This window comes from Acinetobacter sp. YH12156 (assembly GCF_013418235.1).
GTDB classification, from domain to species: domain Bacteria; phylum Pseudomonadota; class Gammaproteobacteria; order Pseudomonadales; family Moraxellaceae; genus Acinetobacter; species Acinetobacter pseudolwoffii.
On sequence record NZ_VPCL01000016.1, the window covers coordinates 39,213 to 61,213 of the forward strand.

Annotated in this window: 25 protein-coding genes; 14 read left to right on the top strand and 11 right to left on the bottom strand. The window is 45.3% G+C overall.

Annotation, left to right across the window (positions count from 1 at the left end; translation table 11 throughout):
- Positions 1–12: 12 nt before the first annotated feature.
- The 4 genes from FTU87_RS13680 to rsfS all read left to right on the top strand — a co-directional run bounded on the left by FTU87_RS13680 (position 13) and on the right by rsfS (position 3,025).
- A complete protein-coding gene (locus FTU87_RS13680) occupies positions 13–801 on the top strand; it encodes a crotonase/enoyl-CoA hydratase family protein (RefSeq protein ID WP_100329837.1) in 789 nt (262 codons plus the stop codon).
- Positions 802–837: 36 nt separating this feature from the next.
- Positions 838–1,707: an NAD(P)-dependent oxidoreductase gene (locus FTU87_RS13685; RefSeq protein WP_180097642.1), complete on the top strand. Its 870-nt coding sequence runs from the start codon at positions 838–840 to the stop codon at positions 1,705–1,707.
- 40 nt (positions 1,708–1,747) lie between these two features.
- On the top strand, positions 1,748–2,536 hold the full coding sequence (locus FTU87_RS13690; RefSeq protein WP_100329839.1) for a hydroxypyruvate isomerase family protein: 789 nt from the start codon (positions 1,748–1,750) through the stop codon (positions 2,534–2,536).
- An 81-nt stretch (positions 2,537–2,617) separates the two neighbouring features.
- Entirely contained in the window at positions 2,618–3,025 is a 408-nt protein-coding gene (gene rsfS / locus FTU87_RS13695) for a ribosome silencing factor (RefSeq protein ID WP_180097644.1), read from the top strand.
- Between the two features lie 268 nt (positions 3,026–3,293).
- On the opposite strand, the gene FTU87_RS13700 is transcribed toward rsfS, so the two are convergent.
- From FTU87_RS13700 to FTU87_RS13710, 3 genes are read right to left on the bottom strand one after another with little or no spacing between them, the layout of a single operon-like run.
- Positions 3,294–4,739 carry an NAD(P)(+) transhydrogenase (Re/Si-specific) subunit beta gene (locus tag FTU87_RS13700; protein WP_180097646.1) on the bottom strand — a complete coding sequence of 482 codons (1,446 nt, stop codon included), beginning with the start codon at positions 4,737–4,739 and terminating at the stop codon, positions 3,294–3,296.
- 3 nt (positions 4,740–4,742) lie between these two features.
- A complete protein-coding gene (locus FTU87_RS13705; RefSeq protein ID WP_004281642.1) occupies positions 4,743–5,066 on the bottom strand; it encodes a proton-translocating transhydrogenase family protein in 324 nt (107 codons plus the stop codon).
- Between the two features lie 11 nt (positions 5,067–5,077).
- Positions 5,078–6,205 carry a Re/Si-specific NAD(P)(+) transhydrogenase subunit alpha gene (locus tag FTU87_RS13710; protein ID WP_179999655.1) on the bottom strand — a complete coding sequence of 376 codons (1,128 nt, stop codon included), beginning with the start codon at positions 6,203–6,205 and terminating at the stop codon, positions 5,078–5,080.
- A gap of 942 nt (positions 6,206–7,147) precedes the next feature.
- On the opposite strand from FTU87_RS13710, the gene FTU87_RS13715 reads away from it, so the two are divergent.
- The gene (locus FTU87_RS13715; RefSeq protein WP_005098097.1) at positions 7,148–8,335 is read left to right on the top strand and encodes an MFS transporter; all 1,188 of its coding nucleotides are present in this window, start codon (positions 7,148–7,150) and stop codon (positions 8,333–8,335) included.
- A gap of 14 nt (positions 8,336–8,349) precedes the next feature.
- Here FTU87_RS13715 and FTU87_RS13720 read toward each other — a convergent pair whose 3' ends face one another.
- Positions 8,350–8,994 carry a hypothetical protein gene (locus tag FTU87_RS13720; protein ID WP_180097648.1) on the bottom strand — a complete coding sequence of 215 codons (645 nt, stop codon included), beginning with the start codon at positions 8,992–8,994 and terminating at the stop codon, positions 8,350–8,352.
- Positions 8,995–9,267: 273 nt separating this feature from the next.
- Between FTU87_RS13720 and dusA the strand changes: the two genes are divergently transcribed.
- The gene (gene dusA, locus FTU87_RS13725; RefSeq protein WP_373684779.1) at positions 9,268–10,293 is read left to right on the top strand and encodes a tRNA dihydrouridine(20/20a) synthase DusA; all 1,026 of its coding nucleotides are present in this window, start codon (positions 9,268–9,270) and stop codon (positions 10,291–10,293) included.
- 50 nt (positions 10,294–10,343) lie between these two features.
- On the opposite strand, the gene FTU87_RS13730 is transcribed toward dusA, so the two are convergent.
- Both FTU87_RS13730 and coaBC read right to left on the bottom strand, forming a co-directional pair.
- Complete coding sequence (locus FTU87_RS13730; RefSeq protein WP_100355763.1) at positions 10,344–10,856, bottom strand: hypothetical protein; 513 nt, start codon at positions 10,854–10,856, stop codon at positions 10,344–10,346.
- 229 nt (positions 10,857–11,085) lie between these two features.
- On the bottom strand, positions 11,086–12,360 hold the full coding sequence (gene coaBC / locus FTU87_RS13735; RefSeq protein WP_180097650.1) for a bifunctional phosphopantothenoylcysteine decarboxylase/phosphopantothenate--cysteine ligase CoaBC: 1,275 nt from the start codon (positions 12,358–12,360) through the stop codon (positions 11,086–11,088).
- A gap of 113 nt (positions 12,361–12,473) precedes the next feature.
- Between coaBC and radC the strand changes: the two genes are divergently transcribed.
- Entirely contained in the window at positions 12,474–13,175 is a 702-nt protein-coding gene (gene radC, locus FTU87_RS13740) for a DNA repair protein RadC (RefSeq protein WP_180097652.1), read from the top strand.
- Positions 13,176–13,240: 65 nt separating this feature from the next.
- Positions 13,241–14,152: a bestrophin family protein gene (locus FTU87_RS13745; RefSeq protein WP_004281608.1), complete on the top strand. Its 912-nt coding sequence runs from the start codon at positions 13,241–13,243 to the stop codon at positions 14,150–14,152.
- 74 nt (positions 14,153–14,226) lie between these two features.
- Here the strand turns inward: FTU87_RS13745 and FTU87_RS13750 are convergent, their stop codons facing one another.
- On the bottom strand, positions 14,227–15,081 hold the full coding sequence (locus FTU87_RS13750; protein ID WP_180075585.1) for a PHP domain-containing protein: 855 nt from the start codon (positions 15,079–15,081) through the stop codon (positions 14,227–14,229).
- 44 nt (positions 15,082–15,125) lie between these two features.
- Here FTU87_RS13750 and FTU87_RS13755 point away from each other — a divergent pair, with 44 nt between their 5' ends.
- From FTU87_RS13755 to mnmC, 4 genes are read left to right on the top strand one after another with little or no spacing between them, the layout of a single operon-like run.
- Positions 15,126–15,737, top strand: a complete 612-nt coding sequence (locus FTU87_RS13755; RefSeq protein ID WP_005168649.1) for a septation protein IspZ — start codon at positions 15,126–15,128, stop codon at positions 15,735–15,737.
- Positions 15,738–15,765: 28 nt separating this feature from the next.
- Entirely contained in the window at positions 15,766–16,068 is a 303-nt protein-coding gene (locus FTU87_RS13760) for a YciI family protein (protein WP_005098111.1), read from the top strand.
- A 5-nt stretch (positions 16,069–16,073) separates the two neighbouring features.
- Positions 16,074–16,580, top strand: a complete 507-nt coding sequence (locus FTU87_RS13765) for a hypothetical protein (protein WP_005168651.1) — start codon at positions 16,074–16,076, stop codon at positions 16,578–16,580.
- Positions 16,581–16,619: 39 nt separating this feature from the next.
- Positions 16,620–18,518 carry an FAD-dependent 5-carboxymethylaminomethyl-2-thiouridine(34) oxidoreductase MnmC gene (gene mnmC / locus FTU87_RS13770; RefSeq protein ID WP_180097654.1) on the top strand — a complete coding sequence of 633 codons (1,899 nt, stop codon included), beginning with the start codon at positions 16,620–16,622 and terminating at the stop codon, positions 18,516–18,518.
- A gap of 173 nt (positions 18,519–18,691) precedes the next feature.
- On the opposite strand, the gene FTU87_RS13775 is transcribed toward mnmC, so the two are convergent.
- Positions 18,692–19,006 carry a rhodanese-like domain-containing protein gene (locus FTU87_RS13775; RefSeq protein ID WP_005098114.1) on the bottom strand — a complete coding sequence of 105 codons (315 nt, stop codon included), beginning with the start codon at positions 19,004–19,006 and terminating at the stop codon, positions 18,692–18,694.
- 91 nt (positions 19,007–19,097) lie between these two features.
- Here FTU87_RS13775 and FTU87_RS13780 point away from each other — a divergent pair, with 91 nt between their 5' ends.
- Entirely contained in the window at positions 19,098–19,586 is a 489-nt protein-coding gene (locus tag FTU87_RS13780) for a YajQ family cyclic di-GMP-binding protein (RefSeq protein WP_005098115.1), read from the top strand.
- A 28-nt stretch (positions 19,587–19,614) separates the two neighbouring features.
- Entirely contained in the window at positions 19,615–20,118 is a 504-nt protein-coding gene (locus tag FTU87_RS13785; RefSeq protein WP_005168656.1) for a DUF4442 domain-containing protein, read from the top strand.
- Between the two features lie 61 nt (positions 20,119–20,179).
- On the opposite strand, the gene FTU87_RS13790 is transcribed toward FTU87_RS13785, so the two are convergent.
- The 3 genes from FTU87_RS13790 to FTU87_RS13800 all read right to left on the bottom strand — a co-directional run bounded on the left by FTU87_RS13790 (position 20,180) and on the right by FTU87_RS13800 (position 21,954).
- Complete coding sequence (locus FTU87_RS13790) at positions 20,180–20,551, bottom strand: acyl-CoA thioesterase (protein WP_257220490.1); 372 nt, start codon at positions 20,549–20,551, stop codon at positions 20,180–20,182.
- Between the two features lie 74 nt (positions 20,552–20,625).
- Positions 20,626–21,057, bottom strand: coding sequence for a thioredoxin TrxC (trxC, locus tag FTU87_RS13795; protein ID WP_180097656.1), 432 nt, complete (start codon positions 21,055–21,057; stop codon positions 20,626–20,628).
- Positions 21,058–21,954 (bottom strand): alpha/beta hydrolase, encoded by an 897-nt coding sequence (locus FTU87_RS13800; RefSeq protein ID WP_005168660.1) that lies wholly within the window; start codon positions 21,952–21,954, stop codon positions 21,058–21,060.
- Positions 21,955–22,001 lie beyond the last annotated feature (47 nt).

Sequence of the window (22,001 nt, forward strand, 5' to 3'; positions counted from 1 at the left end):
AGGAAGAATGCCATGTCACTCGTGCGCTTGGAAAAAAATAACGGCATTGCCACAGTTACACTGAATCGCCCGGATAAACGCAATGCCATGAGCTTTGCCCTGCTGCGTGAACTGGTTGCGACTGCGCAGAAAATCAAAAAAGATAAAAGTATCCGTTGCGTCATTTTAACCGGTGAAGCGCAGGTGTTTAGTGCCGGCATTGATCTGGCCGATTTAAATAATCCTAAAAATCGTGCCTATGCGGCCTGGGAGTTAATCCGTCCGGGTCAGAGCCTGTTCCAGAAAGCCTTTCTGGTCTGGCAGGAATTACCGGTGCCGGTGATCGCTGCGATGCAGGGCTTCTGTTTTGGCGCTGGTATGCAGCTTGCTCTGGCCGCAGATATCCGTATTGCACATCCTGATACCAAAATGTCGATTATGGAAACCCGTTGGGGACTGGTACCAGATATGGGACTCAGCCGTTCGCTGAAAGGCCTGATTGGGATTGATCTGGCCAAAGAGCTGACCTTGACTGCCCGGATTTTTGACGGTGCCTATGCCAAAGAGATTGGTCTGGTTACCCATGTGGATCAAGAACCACTGGCACGCGCACAAGCATTGGCTGAGGAAATGCTGCAACGCTCTCCGGATGCCCTGATGGCCTCTAAGTTTGTACTGGATGCCATGCAGCATCGCCCAAATAAATCTTTACGTATGGAAAAAATCTGGCAGCTCAAATTATTGCTAGGTAAAAACAGTCAGCTGGCTCGCAAAAAGGACAAGAATCCGGAAGTCCAGTTCGTGCCACGCCAATATAACTAAATCGAGTTAGAGTCCAAGCAAGGAATAAGAAAAAGCATGCAGTTAAATCGCGATACTAAGATTGCCTTTTTGGGTATGGGCCTGATGGGACGCCGGATGGCGACCCGTCTACTACAGGCAGGTTTTCAGGTCGCGGTATGGAACCGTACCTCGGTGGCTTGCCATCCCTTAATCGACTTGGGTGCAACTGCGCTGTCTTTGAATCAGATTGCGGATTATCCAGTGATTTTGACTTGCTTGGCAGATGATCAGGCGGTGCAATCGGTCTTTGAGCAGATCGTGCCGTATTTGGTTGCCGATCAAATCATTGTGGATTTTTCCAGCCTTTCGGTGCAGCAAACCCACGCGCTTGCAGCACAAGCACAGACCAGACAGGTGAACTGGATTGACTCCCCAGTTTCAGGCGGTACCGCAGGTGCTGAACAAGGCAGTCTGGTGATTTTTGCCGGTGGTGATGCCACAATGATTGAACATCTTGACCCAATTTATGCAGCACTTTCACAGCGCGTTACCCGTATGGGCGACACCGGTACTGGTCAGGCGACCAAAATTTGTAATCAGCTCATTGTCGCAGCCAATAGTACCCTGATCGCGGAAGCAGTGGCATTGGCGGGCCTTGCAGGTGTAGATACACGCCTACTGGCACCTGCCTTGGCGGGTGGTTTTGCCGATTCCAAACCTTTCCAGATTCTGGCGCCACGTATGGCCACACAAACTTTCGAACCGGTGCAATGGAAAGTGCAGACCTTATCTAAAGATCTGAACAATGCCGTGCAACTGGCCCAAAGCTTTGACCTGAATGTTCCGGTCGCGACTCAGGCCTTATCACAGCTGCAAATCCATCAGGCCCAGGGCTTTGCCGAGGCCGATCTGGCCACTGTGATTCAACAGCTCAAGCACGCATAATTTTTACTTTTGTAATACCCTGAATGTATAAGGAAAATACATGATTAAACTCGCCGTTAACCTGTCGATGATTTTTACCGAAGTGCCACTCATCGAACGCTTCGCACTGGCTCGAGCACAGGGCTTTAATCATGTCGAAATCCAGTTTCCTTATGAATTGACGATTGGCCAGATTCAAAATCAGCTCAGCATCCATCAACTGAACTTATGCCTGATTAATGTGCCTGCCGGTGATTTAATGCAGGGCGGCCATGGCCTGGCCGGTATCCCGGGGCGGGAAATCGAGTTCCGTCATGCTGTTGAACAAGCCATCCAGTATGCCACGGCCTTAAATGTACCTCGGGTCAATATTCTGGCAGGCAAACAGCCTCTGGATTGTGACCTGTTGCCCTGCCTGAATACGCTGGCAAGTAATCTGAAAATGGCCTGTTCAATGCTGCTCGAGCATCAAATTGAACCGGTCTTTGAAATGGTCAATGGCACCGATATGCCACGTTTTTTGATTCAAAATGTTGCACAAGCTCAGGAAATGCTGGAAGCAGTCAATCATCCGGCCTTAAAAATGCAGTATGACTGCTATCACATGGCGATGATGGGCGAAGATGTACTGGAAAATTTAAAAGAAAATATTCACCTGATTGGTCATATCCAGTTTGCGGATTGTCCGGGACGACATCAACCCAATACGGCGTCTATTCAATATCATGATATATTTCAGTGGTTAAAACATAGTCAATATCAAGCTTATGTCGCTGCCGAATATAAGCCGATGCAGCATTCCAATGACTCCTTTGTCTGGAAAGCCGAATTCTTTCCGGAGCATGACTGAGTGGACTGCGGCTTCATTTGAAATTCAGCACTAAAACCGCTATATTAGACCATGCATAATTGTTAGGAAATTACACACCCCATGAATTTAGAACCATCGCCCAGCGCTTCTAATTCTCACGATCTTACTATGAATTCAAATTCTCAAGCTGTACAGGACTGCTTAAAAGTCGTACATGCTGCACTTGAAGATGTAAAAGCAAAAGAAATTGTTGAGCTTGATGTCAGCGGTATCAGTAATATGGCTGATGCTATGGTCATTGCAAGCGGCACATCGACACGTCATATCAAATCACTGGCCAATAACGTTGCTGAAGAAGCACGTAAAGCTGGCTTCCGTCCGCTTGGTATTGAAGGCGAACGTGATGCTGAATGGATCCTCATCGACCTCGGTTATGTAGTGGTTCATTGTATGCTTCCAACAGCGCGTAAATTCTATGATCTAGAAAGCTTATGGCGCAATCCTGCAGATACAAACTCTGTAGCGTAAAATCAAATATTCAAAAAAGCGACCTGTGTAGGTCGCTTTTTTATTGCCTGTTCATCGGACTTTATAAGCGTTAATACAACTCAAGCTACAGCTATTTTTCTTTAATTTTCATCTTGTCTTATGCACCGAGTTGATGGGTATTTTAGGATCAATTCATCATCAACATAGACGTTCGATGATCACTTAATCATCCTTTTCCCAAGATATAAAATAAAAAATCCCCCTTTATTAAAAGGGGGACTTAGGAGGATTCTAATGATTTAGATGATTAGTGACCCGTACCATTAATGGCTTTAGTCATATCTTCCACCACTTTCTTGGCATCACCAAAGATCATCATGGTCTTGTCATTATAGAACAAGTCATTGTCGAGACCCGCATAACCGGTTGCCATAGAACGCTTGATCACCATAATCGTACGTGCCTTATGGGCTTCCAGAATTGGCATACCATAAATCGGCGATGTTGGATCATCTTTGGCTGCCGGGTTGACAACGTCGTTTGCACCAATCACCAGCACCACATCCGTTGCCGGGAAGTCAGAGTTGATCTCATCCATCTCTAAAATATCTTCATACGGCACATCAGCTTCAGCCAGCAATACGTTCATATGACCTGGCATACGACCTGCCACCGGATGAATTGCAAAACGTACGGTTACGCCCTGCTCTTTTAAGATGTTCGCAAGTTCTTTGACCGCATTCTGTGCACGACCTTGCGCCATACCATAACCCGGTACAATCACCACGCTGTCCGCATTTGACATGAGGAAGCCCGCATCATCTGCTGAACCAGAACGGTGGTTACGTGGCGCTTTATCGCCTGCATCAGCTGCTGCAACCGCTGTACCGCCCATTGCGCCACCAAACAGAACGTTGATGATTGAACGGTTCATGGCTTTACACATGATATAAGACAGAATCGCACCTGAAGAACCGACCAGTGAACCTGCCACAATCAGCATGTTGTTTTCAAGCGTGAAACCAATCCCGGCTGCAGCCCAACCAGAGAATGAGTTGAGTAGCGAGACCACCACCGGCATATCACCACCGCCGACAGGTGCAATCCATACCCAGCCAAAGACCAGTGCAAGTGCTGTCATTGCCCAGAACGATGTCATATTACCAGTCAGGAAGAAGTGAATACCAAAACCTAACATTGCAATAAAGATGATCGCCTGAACCGGTTTCACCCATGCACCTGAAATGGTTTTTGCCCATTTCTTCGCAGCCAGTTTGCCGTAAGCAAAGACTGATGCAGTAAAGGTAATCGCACCCACGAAACAGCCCACAAACAGTTCAAATAAATGAACACGGCTCATTTCATGGAAATTGATACCATTGGCAGCCAACAGGTCTGGACCAAGTTCAATCAGTTTGTTGTTGTGAATAATGGCAGCAACGGCGATCAAGACCGCAGCCAGACCCACCAATGAGTGCATCAGCGCCACAGTTTCAGGCATCTGGGTCATTGGAACTGTGCGTGCACGGGCAATACCCACGATTGCACCCAGCACCATTGCACCAATAATCATCCAGACTACCGGATTCTCAGCCACAAAGAAGGTAGTCACGACCGCAATGGCCATCGCGATCATTCCGTAACGGTTACCGGCAATCGCAGTTTTAGGACCTGATAAACCACGTAGCGTCAGGATAAAAAGAACGGCACCAATCAGGTAGAACCAATCCGCATATTCTCGAATCATTTCCATGGATTAACCCTCTTTTTTCTTTTGCTTAGGTTTAAACATTTCCAGCATACGTGCAGTCACGGCAAAGCCACCGAAAATGTTAATGCTCGCCAGGAACACCGCAATCGCGCCAAGTACGCTCACCACGTTAATGGTCTGGAAATCCACGCTGCCTTCAACACCGATCACCGGCAGACCAACAGTCTGGATCATTGCACCGACAATAATGATCGATGACAAGGCATTGGTGACCGCCATCAACGGCGTATGCAATGCTGGTGTTACCCCCCACACCACGTAGTAACCTACGAAAATGGCAAGGACAAAAATCGTAATTGTTTCAACCATGAGTCTTCTCCTTAACCACGTTTCAGCAGCACTTGGCCGGCATGAGTGACAAGTAGGGCTTTTTGAATTTCTTCTTCTGGATTCAGGACAAAATTCTTATCGGCATCAAACAGCGTTTCGACAAAATTAAACACGTTACGTGCATATAAAGCCGATGCTTCAGTCGAGACTGTCGAAGGAATATTGGGAATACCGAGAATTTTGACACCATTGCCGGTATGCACAGTTTCACCGCATTTCGAACCTTCAACGTTACCGCCCGATTCCACTGCCATATCTAAAATGACTGAACCCGGTTTCATTTTCGCCACTGTTTCAGCACGGATTAAACGCGGTGCATCACGGCCGGGTAAAAGCGCTGTGGTAATCACAATGTCAGCATTTGATACGGCTTTATCCACAATGGCAGCCTGATCGCGGATGTATTCCTCACCCGGCATCCAGCCATAACCATTCTTGGCCGCATCCGCCGCTTTTTGCTGCTCTTCGGCAGACATCGGCACGTCCAGCCATTTACCGCCCAATGACTCCACTTGGTCTTTTGCTGTTGGACGCAAGTCTGTAGCTTCCACAATAGCGCCTAAGCGTTTTGCAGTGGCAATCGCTTGCAGACCCGCGACACCGACTCCCATGATCACCACACGGGCCGGTTTGACTGTACCCGCAGCCGTCATTAGCATCGGGAACATGCGCTGGTATTCAGCCGCAGCTAGAAGGACTGACTTGTATCCTGCAAGGTTGGCTTGAGAAGACAAGACATCCATATTCTGCGCACGAGACAAGGTCCGTGGCAAAAGTTCCAATGCAAATGCAGACACGTTCTGTGCCGCAAATTGGTCAAGCTCAGTATTACGGTAAGGATCAAACATCGCTACGATGGCGGTGTTCGGATTGAGTTTTTGAATTTCCTCACCTTTCGGTGCACGAACTTTTAAAATCAATTGACTGCCGATGTAGGCATCATCCGTAATTTTGGCACCAACTTGTTCATAGGCACTATCGATATAGGCAGCTTTAAGCCCTGCACTACGTTCGATAATCACGCTATGTCCTGCGCTGATCAATTTCTTTACTGTCTCTGGCGTCGCAGCGACGCGATTTTCACCGACAACAGTTTCGGCTGGAATTCCGATCTGCATGAGCGTTCCTCAAGCTAATTTTTCTTAAGTAAACATCGCTTAAACGATGCTTCCCCTCAGGATGTGTTCTTGTTGAATTTTTGGATTCTAATCAAACTGTTTGAAATTACTACCTACTATTTATTTAATAAATGCCTATATATTGAACTGATGATTCATAAAAATGTTGCTGTACTGGTGCGTGGCTTACATACGCCAAATATTTATATTTGATTATTTTATAAACGATATTCATTTACCTGAATGAAAACCTGAAAATGCGCTCGGCTGATAAGCCGCCTACTTGAGATTTCTTTTGTTACATTGATCTTTCTGACCAAAATTCCTGTTTTGGTTCTTTAGGCTACCCGTTTCTGAATAGGTCTCTCTGCTAAGGACAGCGGCACTTTAGCTTTCCAAGTTTTCTAAATTTGACTTTATTGACAAATAAAGAACTTATTCCCGATAAGCTATCTGATCTGTAAAGTAATACCTTTTATTCAATTTAGTTATGATTTAACACCCATCGAGCTAGGGTTGAATTGATGGATGTGACACAACGAGATCTGTGGGTCTAAGGATCAATTATCTCTAAAATGATCAGACCAAGAGGAACAAAAATCTTGCTGACCATTTATTATATTAATGTCATAAACCGAATAAGTGACTAAAATAAAGTTTATGCACCATATCTGCGCATAAAATGAGAGCCATTATTTAATTTTTTTCATTTTCAGGGGATTTTCCGTTCTTTCTTTGTCCTATGCATTGTAATAAAGCCAGCTATTGATCAAAAATCTGGCAACCTGATTATTCCTGACTGGTTTTCTAAGATCTTTTCATTGAGTCATTGTAATATTTTTCTACTTTTAAAGCCTAAAGTTCTCACTTATAGTGCCTTTCATTCCTGCATCAATGCGCTGCTTGTTTTAAATTCTCCTCGGCTTAGATAAGGTTGCTGCTATGAACACGCCCCTCGATATCAGTCAAAACAAGCCCTTATTATGGCTGATGGCGATTGCCTGTGGTTTATGTGCCGGCGCCAACTATTATTGCCAGCCACTGATTTCATCGATTCAGCAATATTATCAGGTGCCGGAATCACAAGTGGCACTCACCGTTACCTTTGCTCAAATCTCTTATGCATTAGGCCTGCTGTTTATTGTACCTTTGGGCGATATGCTGAATAAAACCAAGCTGATTCCCTTTCTCATGCTGGGTGCAGCTGCAGGTTTATTTATTTGTGCCAGTGCGATAAACCTGCCGATGCTGTGGGTTGGCACCATCATTGCCGGACTGTTTTCCGTGGCGGCACAGATCCTGATTCCCCTGGCCACCATGGCAGTCAAACCGGAAAAAACTGGAGAAGTAGTGGGTTTCCTGATGAGCGGCTTGCTGGTCGGTATTCTGCTCTCGACCAGTATTGCGGGATTATTGTCCGACCTGTTTCACTGGAAAATGATCTATATCGTCAGTGGCATCAGCATGCTGGCTTTAAGTTTTTATCTGCGAGGAAAATTACCGAGTCTGCCACGCCTAAGAATCAGCTATGCAGCGATTTTCAAATCTATGGCGAGCTTATTAAAACATGAACCACGATTGGTCTTGCGCTCTCTTACCGGTGCTTGTGCTTTTGCCGCCATGAGCATGCTGTTCTCTACCATTGCCCTGCTGCTGACCCAAGAACCTTTCCAGCTGTCTGATGTCATGGTCGGTCTGGTGACACTGGTCGGCGTCTTTGGCGCATTGTCGACTCAATTCATTGGTAAATGGGCCGATCGGGGCCATATCAAAACCTTGAGCTGGATTGGCTGTTCGATCCTGATTGGGAGCTGGCTGTTCCTATATTTTGGTGCGGTATCGCTGCTGAGCTATATTCTGGGCTATGGACTGATTAATCTGGGGTTGGCGATTACGCATAGCTGTAATCAGAATGTGATTTTCCGCCTGCGCCCGGATGCCAAATCACGGGTCAATTCACTGTATATGACCCTGTACTTTATTGGCGGTGCCTGTGGTTCAGCCTTAGGGGTTTATGCCTGGCATCATGGGGGCTGGAGCATGACCTGTATGGCAGGACTCGGGCTGGCCCTAGGCGCTACCCTATTCGCCTTACTGGATCAATGGCATCACGCCCGGACAGCAGCCTAGATGCTTAACTATATTTAGCTGACTTGAGCCGCTGGATAGAAAGGTTTATTTAAATCTAGAGCAACTGAATTTTCCAATAAAATACAGATAAAGACCGGCAGCAAAGCGGCCAGAATCCGGCAGCTTTCCTCGAGTGACTTGTGATTCAGGGAACTATGATAGGTAACTCCGCCCTGCATGAGCTGATGATGTAATGTATATAAACGACGAAACACCCCGACTAAAATTTCTACAGAATTTCGCTCATTTAAAGCATGCTGTATGATTTTTTTCTGTGTTTCCAGTTCAGCATTACAGCGTTCCAGACTAATTTTCTGGTGACGATAATCCCAAAAACTTTGTTCCATATAGGGGTTCACTAAGAGTGAGTGGACTGGCTGACTGTACTTATCCCAGACAATATGATTAATCTTCTGGTCCAGATCATTTTGGCAAAGTATTTCTAGAAATTGACGCAGCTTATCCCTTCCCTGAACCCGATCATCCTCTTCTGCATAAATAGCCTGAAAACCAATCCATAGACTGATGAATTTAAAATCCAGATCTTGATCCAAGTCTAGCGCTTTTTTAAACCAGCCTAAGCCACGATGAATTTTTAAGTTAAAATGTGCTGAATTTTGTGCTTTATGGCTTTTATAAATCTCCTCCAATAACAGCATAATTATTCTCCTTATTTCTATCATTTTTTATATTGGTGTTTCTACTATCAAAATATACCATTCTGGAATGACTTGGAATTCTAATTTTATTTCTTGTTTTATGTCCTGGACTTACTGGCTTGACTCAAGTTCGCCGGGTCGTTCTGCTGATTTTATGCTAGTATTACGCCCTCTTTTTTTGCGATGTTGGCCTAGCGAGCTTGGGCAAAAAAAATAATCTTTGGGTGATTTATTCATCCCTTCTTCTTCCATTTCGTTAAGGCATAATTTTGAATGACTGATCTGACCACCATTGAAAATAAACTTCAACCACGAATCAGTGTTGCCCCGATGATGGATTGGACCACCAAAGACTATCGCTTCTTTGCCCGTCTGTTTAACCCAAATGTGATTATGTACACTGAAATGGTCACCACAGGTGCCATCATTTATGGGGATGCCAAACGGCATTTGGACTTTAACACCGAAGAACAGCCGATCGTGCTACAACTTGGTGGCTCGAATCCTAAAGATCTCGCGATCTGTACCAAGATGGCACAGGATTGGGGTTATAACGAAGTCAATTTAAATGTGGGTTGCCCGAGTGACCGGGTACAGAATAATAAAATTGGGGCCTGCCTCATGGCTGAACCCGATTTAGTCGCGGAATGTATTGCTGAAATGCAGCATGCGGTGGATATTCCAGTGACTGTAAAACACCGGATCGGGATTGATGATATGCACTCTTATGAAGAGATGCTACATTTTGTCGATACCGTGGCCAAAACTGGCTGCAATAACTTTATCGTGCATGCGCGGATTGCCTTATTAAAAGGTCTATCACCTAAAGAAAACCGCGACGTTCCACCCCTACGTTATGAAGATGTCTACCGTTTAAAACAGGATCGTCCTGATCTGCTGATCGAGATCAACGGCGGGATTAAAACTTATGCTGAAACCCTGGAACATCTCAAACATGTGGATGGCGTGATGATTGGCCGCGAAGCCTATCATAATCCTTACTTACTGGCTGAACTAGGCCAGTTATGGAATCTGGATGCACCAGACCGTTTTGAGATTATGCAAAAAATGATGCCGTACATAGCCCAGCGTATGGCAGAAGGTGCACCTTTATCCATTATTACCCGTCATATTTTAGGCCTGTTCCAGAATTTGCCAGGCGCACGAAAATGGCGTCAGGCGCTAAGCGGTGGGAATGCCAAAACCTTGAAAGATGTAGAAACTGCGCTGTTTAATATTCAGGAAGCCATGCAGCGTACCGAAGATTATGTTCGCGAACATCAACAGGTTGAATCCTAAATACAAAAAGCACCGATGATCGGTGCTTTTTTATAGCGATTGCGCATGAGTTATTGCGTATACGCCGTGATATTGCCGACCGGAATCGGCTCTTCCTGATAAGAAACATCTTGTAATGTGGGTTCAGCCACTGGTGTGATCAGAGATCTGGAGACATTCTGGTTTGGTTCATCTACAGGTTCCAGATCATCCAAGGCTGAGGCCAGTTGCTGTAATTCCCGATCCAGTTGCTGACGATAATTTTCAATTTCAATTTCATCAATAAAAGCAAAGGCATCATCTTCAATCGACCAGCTATAACCCCCATCCACCTTAAAGACTTTTACATGAATGGGATATTCCTCACCCTGATAATTCAGATGAGAAATGGCCTGAAACTCATTCCCCTGACGCTGAACAATTTTGACTTTTTTTACGGTAAAACGATAGTGTTGATAATCTAGATTGGAATTAAATTCACGTTGCATCTGCGTTTGAATATTTCTGGCCAGTTCATCCATCGAGACAAAATAACTGCATCCAGCCAGACAGGCGACCATCCATAACATCATGATTTTTTTCATAGCGCCCCTCTTTTTTCTTTCCACTTCCTGCTTATAGCTGATATATGCAGTATTTTTATCTTTGCTTATTCTGTGACCCATTTTATGCTTTTTTGCAAAAACAATAAACAATCAGCGCTTCGATTAAGACTAAATATTTATGGTTTCTATAGTTTTTTTGAATTAATGATAAAAAAATCAGCCATAAAAAAACCCTGATAGATTCAGGGCTTTTTTGATACAGATCGTTTTAAAAATCATCATCACTGGATGGATCACGATGCAAGGCATCATGAATGGCTTCGATCAACTGCTGGGCAATCTCCTGCTTGGAGGCTTTTTCCAGATCACGTTTGTCCAGCTGATAATGCTCGGCAAAGAACACTGTCATGGCATTTTCATCCGAAGCAAATCCGATATCCGCACGTGAAACATCATTGCAGGCAATCATATCCAGTTTTTTCGCGACCAGTTTGCCCGCGGCATATTCTTCAATATTGCGGGTTTCCGCCGCAAAACCGACCATAAACGGACGTTTCTCTTGCTGGGCGATGGTGGCAACAATATCCGGATTTTTCACAAGCGCCACATTCAGCTCATCGCCAGATTTTTTAATTTTGTGTTCTGCAACTTCCGCCACGCGGTAATCCGCCACCGCAGCAGTTGCAATAAAAATATCACAGCCATCTTCCAGCATCTGCATGCTTTCATTGAGCATTTTTACGGCAGAACTGACATTTTTGCGTTTGACGCCATTTGGTGTATCCAGAGTCACTGGCCCTGCAATCAGGGTCACATCTGCCCCAGCGGCATAACAGGCAGCTGCCAGAGCAAAGCCCATTTTACCGGTACTGTGATTGGAAATATAACGTACCGGATCAATCGCTTCACGGGTTGGACCGGCGGTGATGGTGACACGTTTACCCGCAAGCTGACCAAATTTTTCTGCGATCGCACGCTGTGCTTGATGGAAATATTCTGTGACTTGTCGTGCCAGATCTTCCGGCTCAGGCATACGGCCTAAACCCACATCGCCACAGGCTTGAGATCCGGCATCCGGCATGATCACATGCACACCATCTTCAATTAAAGTGGCCAAGTTGCGTTGTGTTGGCTTAGCTGCCCACATTTGCTGGTTCATGGCAGGCGCTACCCAGACTGGTGCTTTCGTCGCCAGATATAAAGTGCTGAGTAGATCATCGGCCAGACCTGCGGCAAACTTTGCCAGGGTGTCACAACTGGCCGGTGCTACCAATAACAGATCTGCCCAACGTGCCAGCTCGATATGGCCCATGCCGGCTTCTGCTTCAGTATCCAGCAATTCAGTATGTACGGGATTGCCCGATAAGGCTTGAAAGGTTAAAGGTGTAATAAAAGCCTGCGCACCGTGAGTCATGACGACCCGCACATCAAATCCGGCATCTTTCAGACGGCGGACCAGAATTGCACTTTTATAGGCAGCAATACCGCCAGTGACGGCCAAAATGATATTTTTATGAGGAATTACACTTAGATCAAAGCTCACGAACAGATTACCTTGCTGTTGCAGTGGGGCTCACAATAGCATTAAATAATCGCATTCCCAAGCGATCGGCTTGCGGGAAAACTGATAATTCATAATAAATAAGTCTAATAACTATGCAATTTTCTATTAAAAACTGGCCGGAACAAGAACGGCCGCGAGAACGCTTAATTCAATATGGCGCAGAAAGTCTGTCCGATGCCGAGCTACTGGCCATTTTTCTACGTTCCGGTTCCCAGCAACATTCGGCAGTTGATCTGGCGCGTTTGCTGATTCAGCATTTTGGTCATTTGACTGCGTTACTGGATGCACCTTTACAGGAAGTCAGCCAGTTTCATGGCATGGGCATCAGTAAATATACCCAACTGATGGCCGTCAAGGAACTCGGACGGCGTTACATTGCCGAGCACCTGAAACAGGATACACTGGAACTTACCAATTCCGAGCGGCTGAGAGATTACTTACGTTTTGAACTGCTCGGTGAAACTCAGGAAGTGTTTGCCGTGCTGTGTCTGGATGCCAGTCTAAGAAAAATTGCCTTTAAAAAACTGTTTTATGGCTCCATCAATGCATGTGATATTTCTATTAATCAATTGCTACGTTATGCCATTAGCCAACAGGCAACCTCAATTGTCATTGCACATAATCATCCGCTGGGTCGGCCCTCTCCCTCCAAGGCTGACCTGGCATTGACCCGCCAGATTCAACAGGCTTGCCAACTGGTGGATATCCATCTGATTGACCACTGCATCATCGCTTTGGAGGGAAGTTTTTCCTTTGCTGAGCAGCAACTCATCAAACCGGAAATGCAGTATTGAATAGCACTTGACAAAGCAGGCACAACTCCACAAGATCATGAAAAAAATTGTGATGATTCCAATAAATGATCGTACGTGACCAGCCGACTGTTTTTAAACTGCTGTTTTCCTGGCGGGGGACGATTTTACCTAAAGTTTTACCGCCTTTAGGCGTGGTGATGCTGATGTCAGCCATCATTGGTGGCTTGTCGCATATTGGTTATTTTCATTTTCCAGAATTACCCCTGGTTGGCTTTACCCTGATTGGAGTGGTGCTGTCGATCTTTCTCGGATTTAAGAACTCAGCCTGTTATGACCGCTGGTGGGAAGCGCGCAAACTTTGGGGCATTTTGATTGCCAATTCACGTCATTTTGACCGTGATTGCAGGATGCTGTCTCAAGGTCGCCGTGAACGTGTGATTCAGCACGTGATTGTCTTTGCCAATGTACTCCGCGATCGTTTACGCCACCAGACAGCCAATCCAACTGAACTGGTTGAAACCAGCGGCATGAGCCAGCAGGCTGTGACTCAACTCTATCAGCAGGCCAATGCGCCGCAATATACCTTAAGCCTGATTCAATGGGAGCTGATGCAGGCGCTCAAAGAAGGTGAAATCTCCGATATCATCTATATGCAGATGAATAATCATGTGGCGGAACTAAGTATTGTCCAGACTGGTTGTGACCGGATTGCGACGACGCCTTTGCCTTTTGCCTATTCGGTCTTGCTCAATCGTACCGTCTATTTTTTCTGTTTTATTTTGCCCTTTAGTCTGGGTTCAACATTGGGCTTATTTACGCCCTTACTGGTCGGTATTTTAGCTTATACCTTTTTAGGACTGGATGCCTTAAGTTCAGAAATTGAAGAACCTTTTGGCACGCAAAGTAATGATTTGCCACTGGACTCAATGGTACGTACCATTGAAATTGAACTCTTAGGCACGCTGGGCAAACCAACCCCACCACCGATTCAGGCCAAAGATCATAATCTACTGTAATTTATTCTTCTCTTGCCCTTTTCTATCAGCAAAGGGCACTTCTGCTCTGCAAGAACAAAGTTCGAGTAAAGCACTCAATCAACAAAACTCTCCCAAATCCCGACTTGTCCCGGTTTTAGGCTCGGCACATTCCCGAGTCTGATCCATGGCATATGGTCGCCATGAAAGTCACTGCCAATCGAAACTTTCAGACGATGCTCCGCAATCATCCGATCGACCATCTGGCGAGTAGAACTTGGATCTACCGCTGGCGGCAGTTCAACGGCGTCGCCACCAAACTTGGCAAAGATCTCGATCAGGTAACGAATGTTGGTTGCAGATAGGTCATATTTGGTCGGATGTGCCAGCACTGCAAAACCGCCACTTTCATGAATCACCTGAACCGTGTCTTCAAGACTCAAGCCATCAAATTTGACATAGGCTTTCTTACCTTCCTTGATGTACTTATCAAAAGCCTGTTGCGGGCGAGTCACAATGCCCTTTTCTACTAAGGTTTTGGCAATATGCGTCCGTGTTACCCGATCAGGGATATTATCGACTTTGACCAGTACATCGGCATAAATATCCTGACCAATTAAAGGAATCAGTAAGTCACAGATCTGTTTCGAGCGTTCCGCCCTGATTTTCTTCTGCTGATTGAGGGCTTTTTGTAAAGGCTCAGGATTTTGCATATCCAATGCAACAATATGCACGCCATAATTTTTCTTGGTGGCTGGACGTGACCACTGGCTGGAGATTTCCACCCCAGAAATGATCTTAATCTCATGATTTTTAGCGGCTTCTTGTGCCAGTTCCAGGCCATCCATAGTGTCGTGATCTGTCAATGCCAAAGTATGCACCGATTTCTCTACGGCAGCCTCGACCAATTGCTGTGGAGTTAAAGTTCCATCAGAAATATTGCTATGTGTATGTAAATCTACGCCGTGCATCTCTATACTATGACATTTATTTAATCAGATTTAGATACTCTAACATGAAAGCACTTTTAGACTTTGTGCCACTCATTATTTTCTTTTATTTATATAAAACTGTAGATCCAAAAGACACTGACCATCAACTTTTGCAATTGATCGGTTCTGCGGGGGGTGTCGACAATAATAATATTCTTGTGGCAACCACTGGTCTGATTATTGCTATGCTGGTGGTCTATGGTGCGTTATTTGTCATGCAAAAATTCCGCCTGGATAAGCAGCAATGGATTGTACTGTTTATGACCGTGATTTTTGGTGGGATCACTCTGATGCTGAGCGACGATTTCTATATCCGTTTAAAGGCGGTATTGCTGAATCTGGTCTTTGCGGGCGTATTCCTGCTGTCGCCTTGGTTTAGTAAAGATAAAAAGCCACTGATTCAGCGTCTGTTTGGCCCGGTTTTCAACTTAAGTGAAAAAGGCTGGATCAAACTGAACTATGCCTGGGTCGCCATGTTTGCACTGATGTCATTTTTACATACCTTCTTTGCCTACTTGTGGCTGGATGGAAAATATTGGGGCGAATTCACGGCATTCGGTGACATGATCGTGATGTTTTCCTTTATCATTATCCAGTTTATTGTATTGCGTAAATACTTTAAGACTGCTGAATAAATCCAACTACAAACGATTGAGAATCATCATGCCATTATTTGTCGTTAGCTGTACCGATCAGGAAGGTACAGTGGAGAAACGTCTTGCCATTCGTCCACAACATCTTGCCCGCTTGCAAAAGCTGAATGATGAAGGCCGTCTGATTGTTGCAGGCGCGATGCCGAAAGATCCGAGTAATCCACAAGCCGGCTTTTATGGCAGTACCATCATTGTCGATTTTGACAGCCGTGAAGACCTGGATACCTGGCTAGAGGATGAACCCTTCCTGAAAGAAGGTGTATATGCACAGATTGATGTGAAACCGTTTAACAAAGCATTCCCTCAAGGATAAGGTTTATGCGTGTTGTTCTTGCCAGTGTTATTGGCCTCTGTTGTACCTTTCATTCTGTATGGGCAGTAGAAGTTGCCACAGTTCAGACAACACCAAACAGTGTCGCCGCTGCTGCTGTACAAGCTGCGGTCGCAACCCCCACTGCTACGCCAAAACCTGCAATTATCCCTGTGGTTGCAACAGCATCTCAAGCCCTTCCGGCAACTGGAAATAAGCCACTGACTGCTGAAGAACTTGCCAGAAATAAAGCTCAGCAAGACGCCAAAGTAAAAGCTTTGGTGAAGGATCAGGCGACGCGTCTGCAACAGCTGGAAAAAGCCAATCTGGAAGCGTTAGCACAAAATCAGGAACTACAGCTCAGAAATGACAATCTTGGCGTGCAAGTACAGGTTTTACAAAGCGAACGCAGTGCGCAGATGTTCCTGTATGGTGCTGCCACTTTGGCCGTGGGCGTTTTGCTGGGCTTTCTGATTGCCAGTTACGTTTATACCAAGCGTCGCCGTCAATGGTAATCTATTCCCCTTTCGGACTTATTTAAGGTTGTAGTCGTTTTGTCGCATGCAATTCAAACCGCCGATCTCGATTGGCACTTGGTGGATGGCATTGAAGTGCCTGTCTCTAAACAGTTTGGTGATGTTTATTTTTCTAAAGACAATGGTTTGCTGGAAACCCGCCATGTTTTTTTAAATGGCAATGACCTGCCGACCCGCCTGACTGACTTAAAACCGTTTGAATATTTTTGTGTGGGCGAAACCGGCTTTGGCACAGGCCTGAATATTCTGGCGTTATGGCAGCTCTGGCAACAGACCCGTCCGGACAATCACAGTCATTTGCATGCGATTTCAGTGGAGAAATTTCCGCTCTCTAAACCCGATCTGATTCGCGCTTTAAATGTCTGGCCTGAACTCAAGCCATTGGCAGATCAACTGATTTCCCAATATCCGATGCCAATTGCAGGCTGCCACCGTTTAAGCTTCCCTGAACAACGTTTCTCAATCGACTTGTGGCTTGGAGATGCCCATGATGTATTTCCCATCATGGAAAAAACCGCACCTGTGAATGCATGGTTTCTGGATGGTTTTGCGCCGTCTTGTAATCCAGACATGTGGGAAGAAAATGTTTTAAATAATATTGTGCGTTTATCCGAGATCGGCACCACTTTCGCTTCTTTTAGTGTCGCAGGTGTCCTGAAACGTGGCCTAAAGAATCATGGGATTTCCATTTCACGTCCAAGAGGTTTTGGACATAAACGTGAAATGCTCAAAGCCATCTGGAATCCATCTGAACCGGCCAATTCGGGTGCAGATCAGGATATTACTCAAAAAAAAACAGCATTAAATCCTGAGCTTGAATTTAACATACGCCAGATTGCGGTTATTGGTGCCGGAATCGCAGGTTTAAGTGCTGCTTGGGCCTTTGCGCAGCGTGGCCGCCAAGTCACGATTTACGATCAATCAGCGCCACTTGCTGGTGGTTCTGGTAACCCGCTTGCGCTCCTGAACCCAAAACTCTGCCCGATTGAGCAGAGTGCAGAACATTTAATGACCTTGGCTTGGCAACATGCGCTGACTCATTATGCAAAATTCAAAGCCTTTCGACCGATTCAGGTCAGTCAATTGGCACTCAAACATCCCGAGACTCTTTTAAGTCTGGCAAATGAATATCCAGCACATATTCTTTCAGTGCAAACGGCGGATGAGCAGAAACTGCATACTGAATATTCAAGTTTAAAACTTTTAGCAGCAGGAACTATTTCTCCGCATCAATTGCGTGATGAAATTTTACAGCATCCGAATATTAAATATATCCAAGCAAAAATCACCAAAATTGAGCAGCTATCTCAACCCGAACTTTTTGAAAATGAAAATTGTTTGGGTCAGTTTGATCATGCGCTGGTTTGTAGCGCGCGCGAGACAGCACAATTCTTTGAGCATTATCCGGCACTCAAGCCAATTCGTGGACAAGTGAGCTGGCTAAACAATAGCGCTCAGCCTTTAAGTAAAGATACTGCTTATAACTACGGTGGGTATTGTATGCAACTGGATGATACACATTTAATTCTCGGTGCATCTTTCCATCCCGGCCGGGAGGATACAGAGGTGCTCCCAGAAGATCATGCACATAATCATGAGCTGCTCCAGAGCGTCTTTCCAGATTATGCCGCGTCATTAGCACCGATGGACACCTGGCATGGCCGTGCAGCGCTACGTGCCCAAAGTCAGGATTACTTTCCTTTACTCGGTAAAATGCAGCCTGAACAGGAAATTTATAGTTTTGCCGGTCTAGGCTCCAAAGGCTTTTTATTTGCACCCCTTTGTAGTGAAATTTTGGCCGCCCAGATTCTGGGTGAAGCCTGTCCTGTTCCAGCAAGTCTGGTTAAAAAACTCAGCGTGAGCCGCTTTCAAAAGAAAGTAAAAGCCAAGAAGCCTTATTTTAAGCCACAAATTTAATTACCCTTTTGAATGAATCCCTCTAAGTCCCCCTTTTTTAAAGGGGGACTTTTCTCTACTTTTATGAATAAATCGAATGCCTGTAGCTCCTCCCTTTAGAAAAGGGAGGTTGGGAGGGATTAAATTTCAGCCAATAAAAAAGCGCCTTGCGGCGCTTCTTTTTAACAGAATGCTTATGCACCCTGTTCAAGCGGTAAGCCTGCATCACGGGCGGCACGAGTACCCCCCATCAGAATGACATATTCACGTGAACTGTCAAAACCCTCTAGTTTTTCAGCAGCACGTGGAGCTTTACTACCCCCACCACACAAGATGTAAATGGGTTGATCCGCTGACACCTGAGTTAGGCTCTCTGCTGAAAGATCGTTAATGGGCTGATTCACCGCCCCTTTCACGTGTGCTTCAGCAAAAGCACTTGTATCGCGTACATCCCAGATAATTGCATTTTCTGGGAACTCAAATGTTGTAATTTCTTGTTTACGGATCATTGCGCACTCCTTTGATGTAAACAACACTTGGCAAATGAAGAAAACATCCCTAGCATCTCAGATATTCTTTCCATTTGTAAAGGTCTAAACCATGCCTTCTTTCGATATTGTTTCTGAATTAGAAATTTTTGAAGTAAATCATGCAGTTCAAAACACCCAAAAAGAAATTGCGACCCGCTTTGACTTCCGCGGTCAGGACGTTTCTATTGAACTGAATGAAAAAAACAAGGAAATCAAGATTTCGACTGAAAGTGATTTCCAGTGTGAACAAGTGTATAGCATGCTCGAAAGTCATTTCTTTAAACGCAAAGTTGATATTCAGGCACTCGATCCACAGAAAATGACGGCTTCTGGTAAAAACGTGATTCAGGTGATCAAGCTCAAAGACGGTCTTGACTCTGATACCGCAAAAAAAATCAATAAAGCCATTAAAGAAAGCGGCATTAAAGCGCAATCTTCTATTCAGGGAGACAAGATTCGTGTAACGGACAAGAAGCGCGACACTTTGCAACAAGTGATGACCTTCTTAAAAGAACAGCAATTTGGTTTGCCTTTACAGTTCAATAACTTTAAAGATTAAGACCGCACAGTGTCTTAAAGAAGGAATTATGACGCATCGCAATCGACTGACCAAACTGGTAAAAGCTACTTCCAGACTACCTCAAGCTATTCGTAGTACTTTATTGAGTAAAACCTTTGGCCGGATTATTCCCATGGTAGGTTCTGCCAAGATTCGCTATGTAGAACTCAGTGGAGCAAAAGTGGTGGTCACAATCGCCAACCATAAAGCCATGCAAAACCATATTGGTCAGGTACATGCCTGTGCCATGGCCTTAGTGGCAGAAACTGCGACCGGCTTTGTGACGGCAATGAATGTGCCGGATACCGCGATTGTATTAATCAAAAGTTTGAAGATTGATTTTAAACGTCCGACCAAAGGCGCCATGACTGCAGTCGCTACCTTGACGCCGGAGCAACAAGCACTCATGCAAAGCTCCGATAAAGGCGAAACATTGGTTCAGGTCACGGTCACGGATGAATCCGGAGAAACGCCGATTCAATGTGAAATGCTCTGGGCCTGGATTGCCAAAGATCAGCTCAAGCAATCATAATTCTTTCTAAGCAAGAAAAATCCCAGAGATCATCTCTGGGATTTTTTTATATCTCATTCAATCATTGGGCTACTTGAGACTCTAAAAACTTCTGTTTGGCTTCCTCTGGAATCAGACGCTTATTGCCTTTTACATCGACTGCGACAAAGGTAAATACCCCTTCTGTGACACGAATCGGCGCACGTGAGTCATCATGACTGTCCCAGACTTCAATTTCCATCTGAATAGAGGTCTTGCCAACTTTTAAAATCTGGGTATAACAGCTAATGACATCCCCGACTTTCACTGGAACCAGAAAGGTCATCTGGTTAATCGAAATCGTGGCACAACGTCCCTTTGAAAATCGTTCTGCGTGAATCGCGCCTGCCAAGTCCATTTGTGAAACGATCCAGCCACCAAACACATCACCGCTCCAGTTGGTATCTGCAGGCATTGCGATCGTTTGTAGGGAAAGAATCCCCTCTGGTTTTACTTGAGAATCTGACACATTCACTCCAGGCATTTGAATTAGGGTTGGGTATTTAACTGCTGATCAAGCCATTTTTGTAGTTCGCTTGATCGTAATGCACCGCTTATTCTAGCAATTTCGTTGCTTTTATTCATCAACACCAGCGTCGGAATACTGCGAACATTAAATGCTGAACTTAAGCGCGGATTCGCTTCGGTATCAATTTTTGCAAAAACCACGTTTGGATATTGCTGCGCGGCAGTCGCAAAATGCGGTGCCATCATTTTACAGGGGCCACACCATTCTGCCCAGAGATCAATCAGGATTGGTAAATCACTATGGGTGACAAACTGGCTGAAATTCTGCTCATTTAATTCAATTGGCGCCAATGGAATCAGGGCCTGATGACATTGACCACAGGCAGGGTTGGCGGTGAGTTTATCTTCAGGAACACGATTTTTGGCCTGACATTCTGGGCATACAATAATCATCTAGCGTACTCCAATATGTTGATGTAGGAATTCTAATTGGGTTGAAACGGCTTTTTCAAACCATTCACCATGATAAATATCAAAATGCCGGATATTCCACTCCTGATATTGTACAAACGGTGCAAGATTGGTCACGGTTTCGCGACTGGATTCAATCGGAATTAAACTATCCAGTTTTGCTGCAATAAACAGCACCGGAATGGTGATTTTTCTAACTTGCTGAATCGGGCGATAACGCATTAAATTAAAAAAGACCCGCGCAGGAATTTGACCACTCCAATAATAATCCGGATTCACAATCGACAGATAACCCTCGTAGCTGTCCTGTGTCGGCATAAAACACAGCTCGTAAGGATCGACCACCGGCAAGGTTTTGGGCTGCATACCAACCTTGCTTCCCATATAGTCCTGACTAGAAACCTTAAGTGCCTTGGGGAGTTGCTGCAAAGGATAAAGCCTGGCACTTTCAGCCCCATCGACAAAAGGCACCTGTACCATTGCGGCCTGAATATTTTTCAGTTCTGCTGCCAGGGTGAGTACATGCCCTCCGCTTAAGGCAGTTCCCCAGAGCACGATCCGTTGACTGTCAATCGACTTACGTGCCTGAATATGCTTGATCATGGTTCGCCAGTCATCCAGCTGGGCAGAAATCGAGACCAGCTCACGCGGTCGCCCGGTACTGCCGCCCCAATAGCGATAATCGAATAACACCACCGCATAGCCGGCACTGGCAAAATGCTGGGCATAGTGCACCAGTTTAAATTGACGTAAGGCCGCCAGACCATGGGCCATCAAGATCACGGCCGGTTTTTCTATATTTTTAGGCCGATAAAAATCTGCAGCAATCACATCCTGACCGCTTTTTACATACAGTGGCTCAACTGTATAAGCCTGCATACGCGCTCCATTGCGTTATCTTATGGTGATCATCATTTATAAAAATT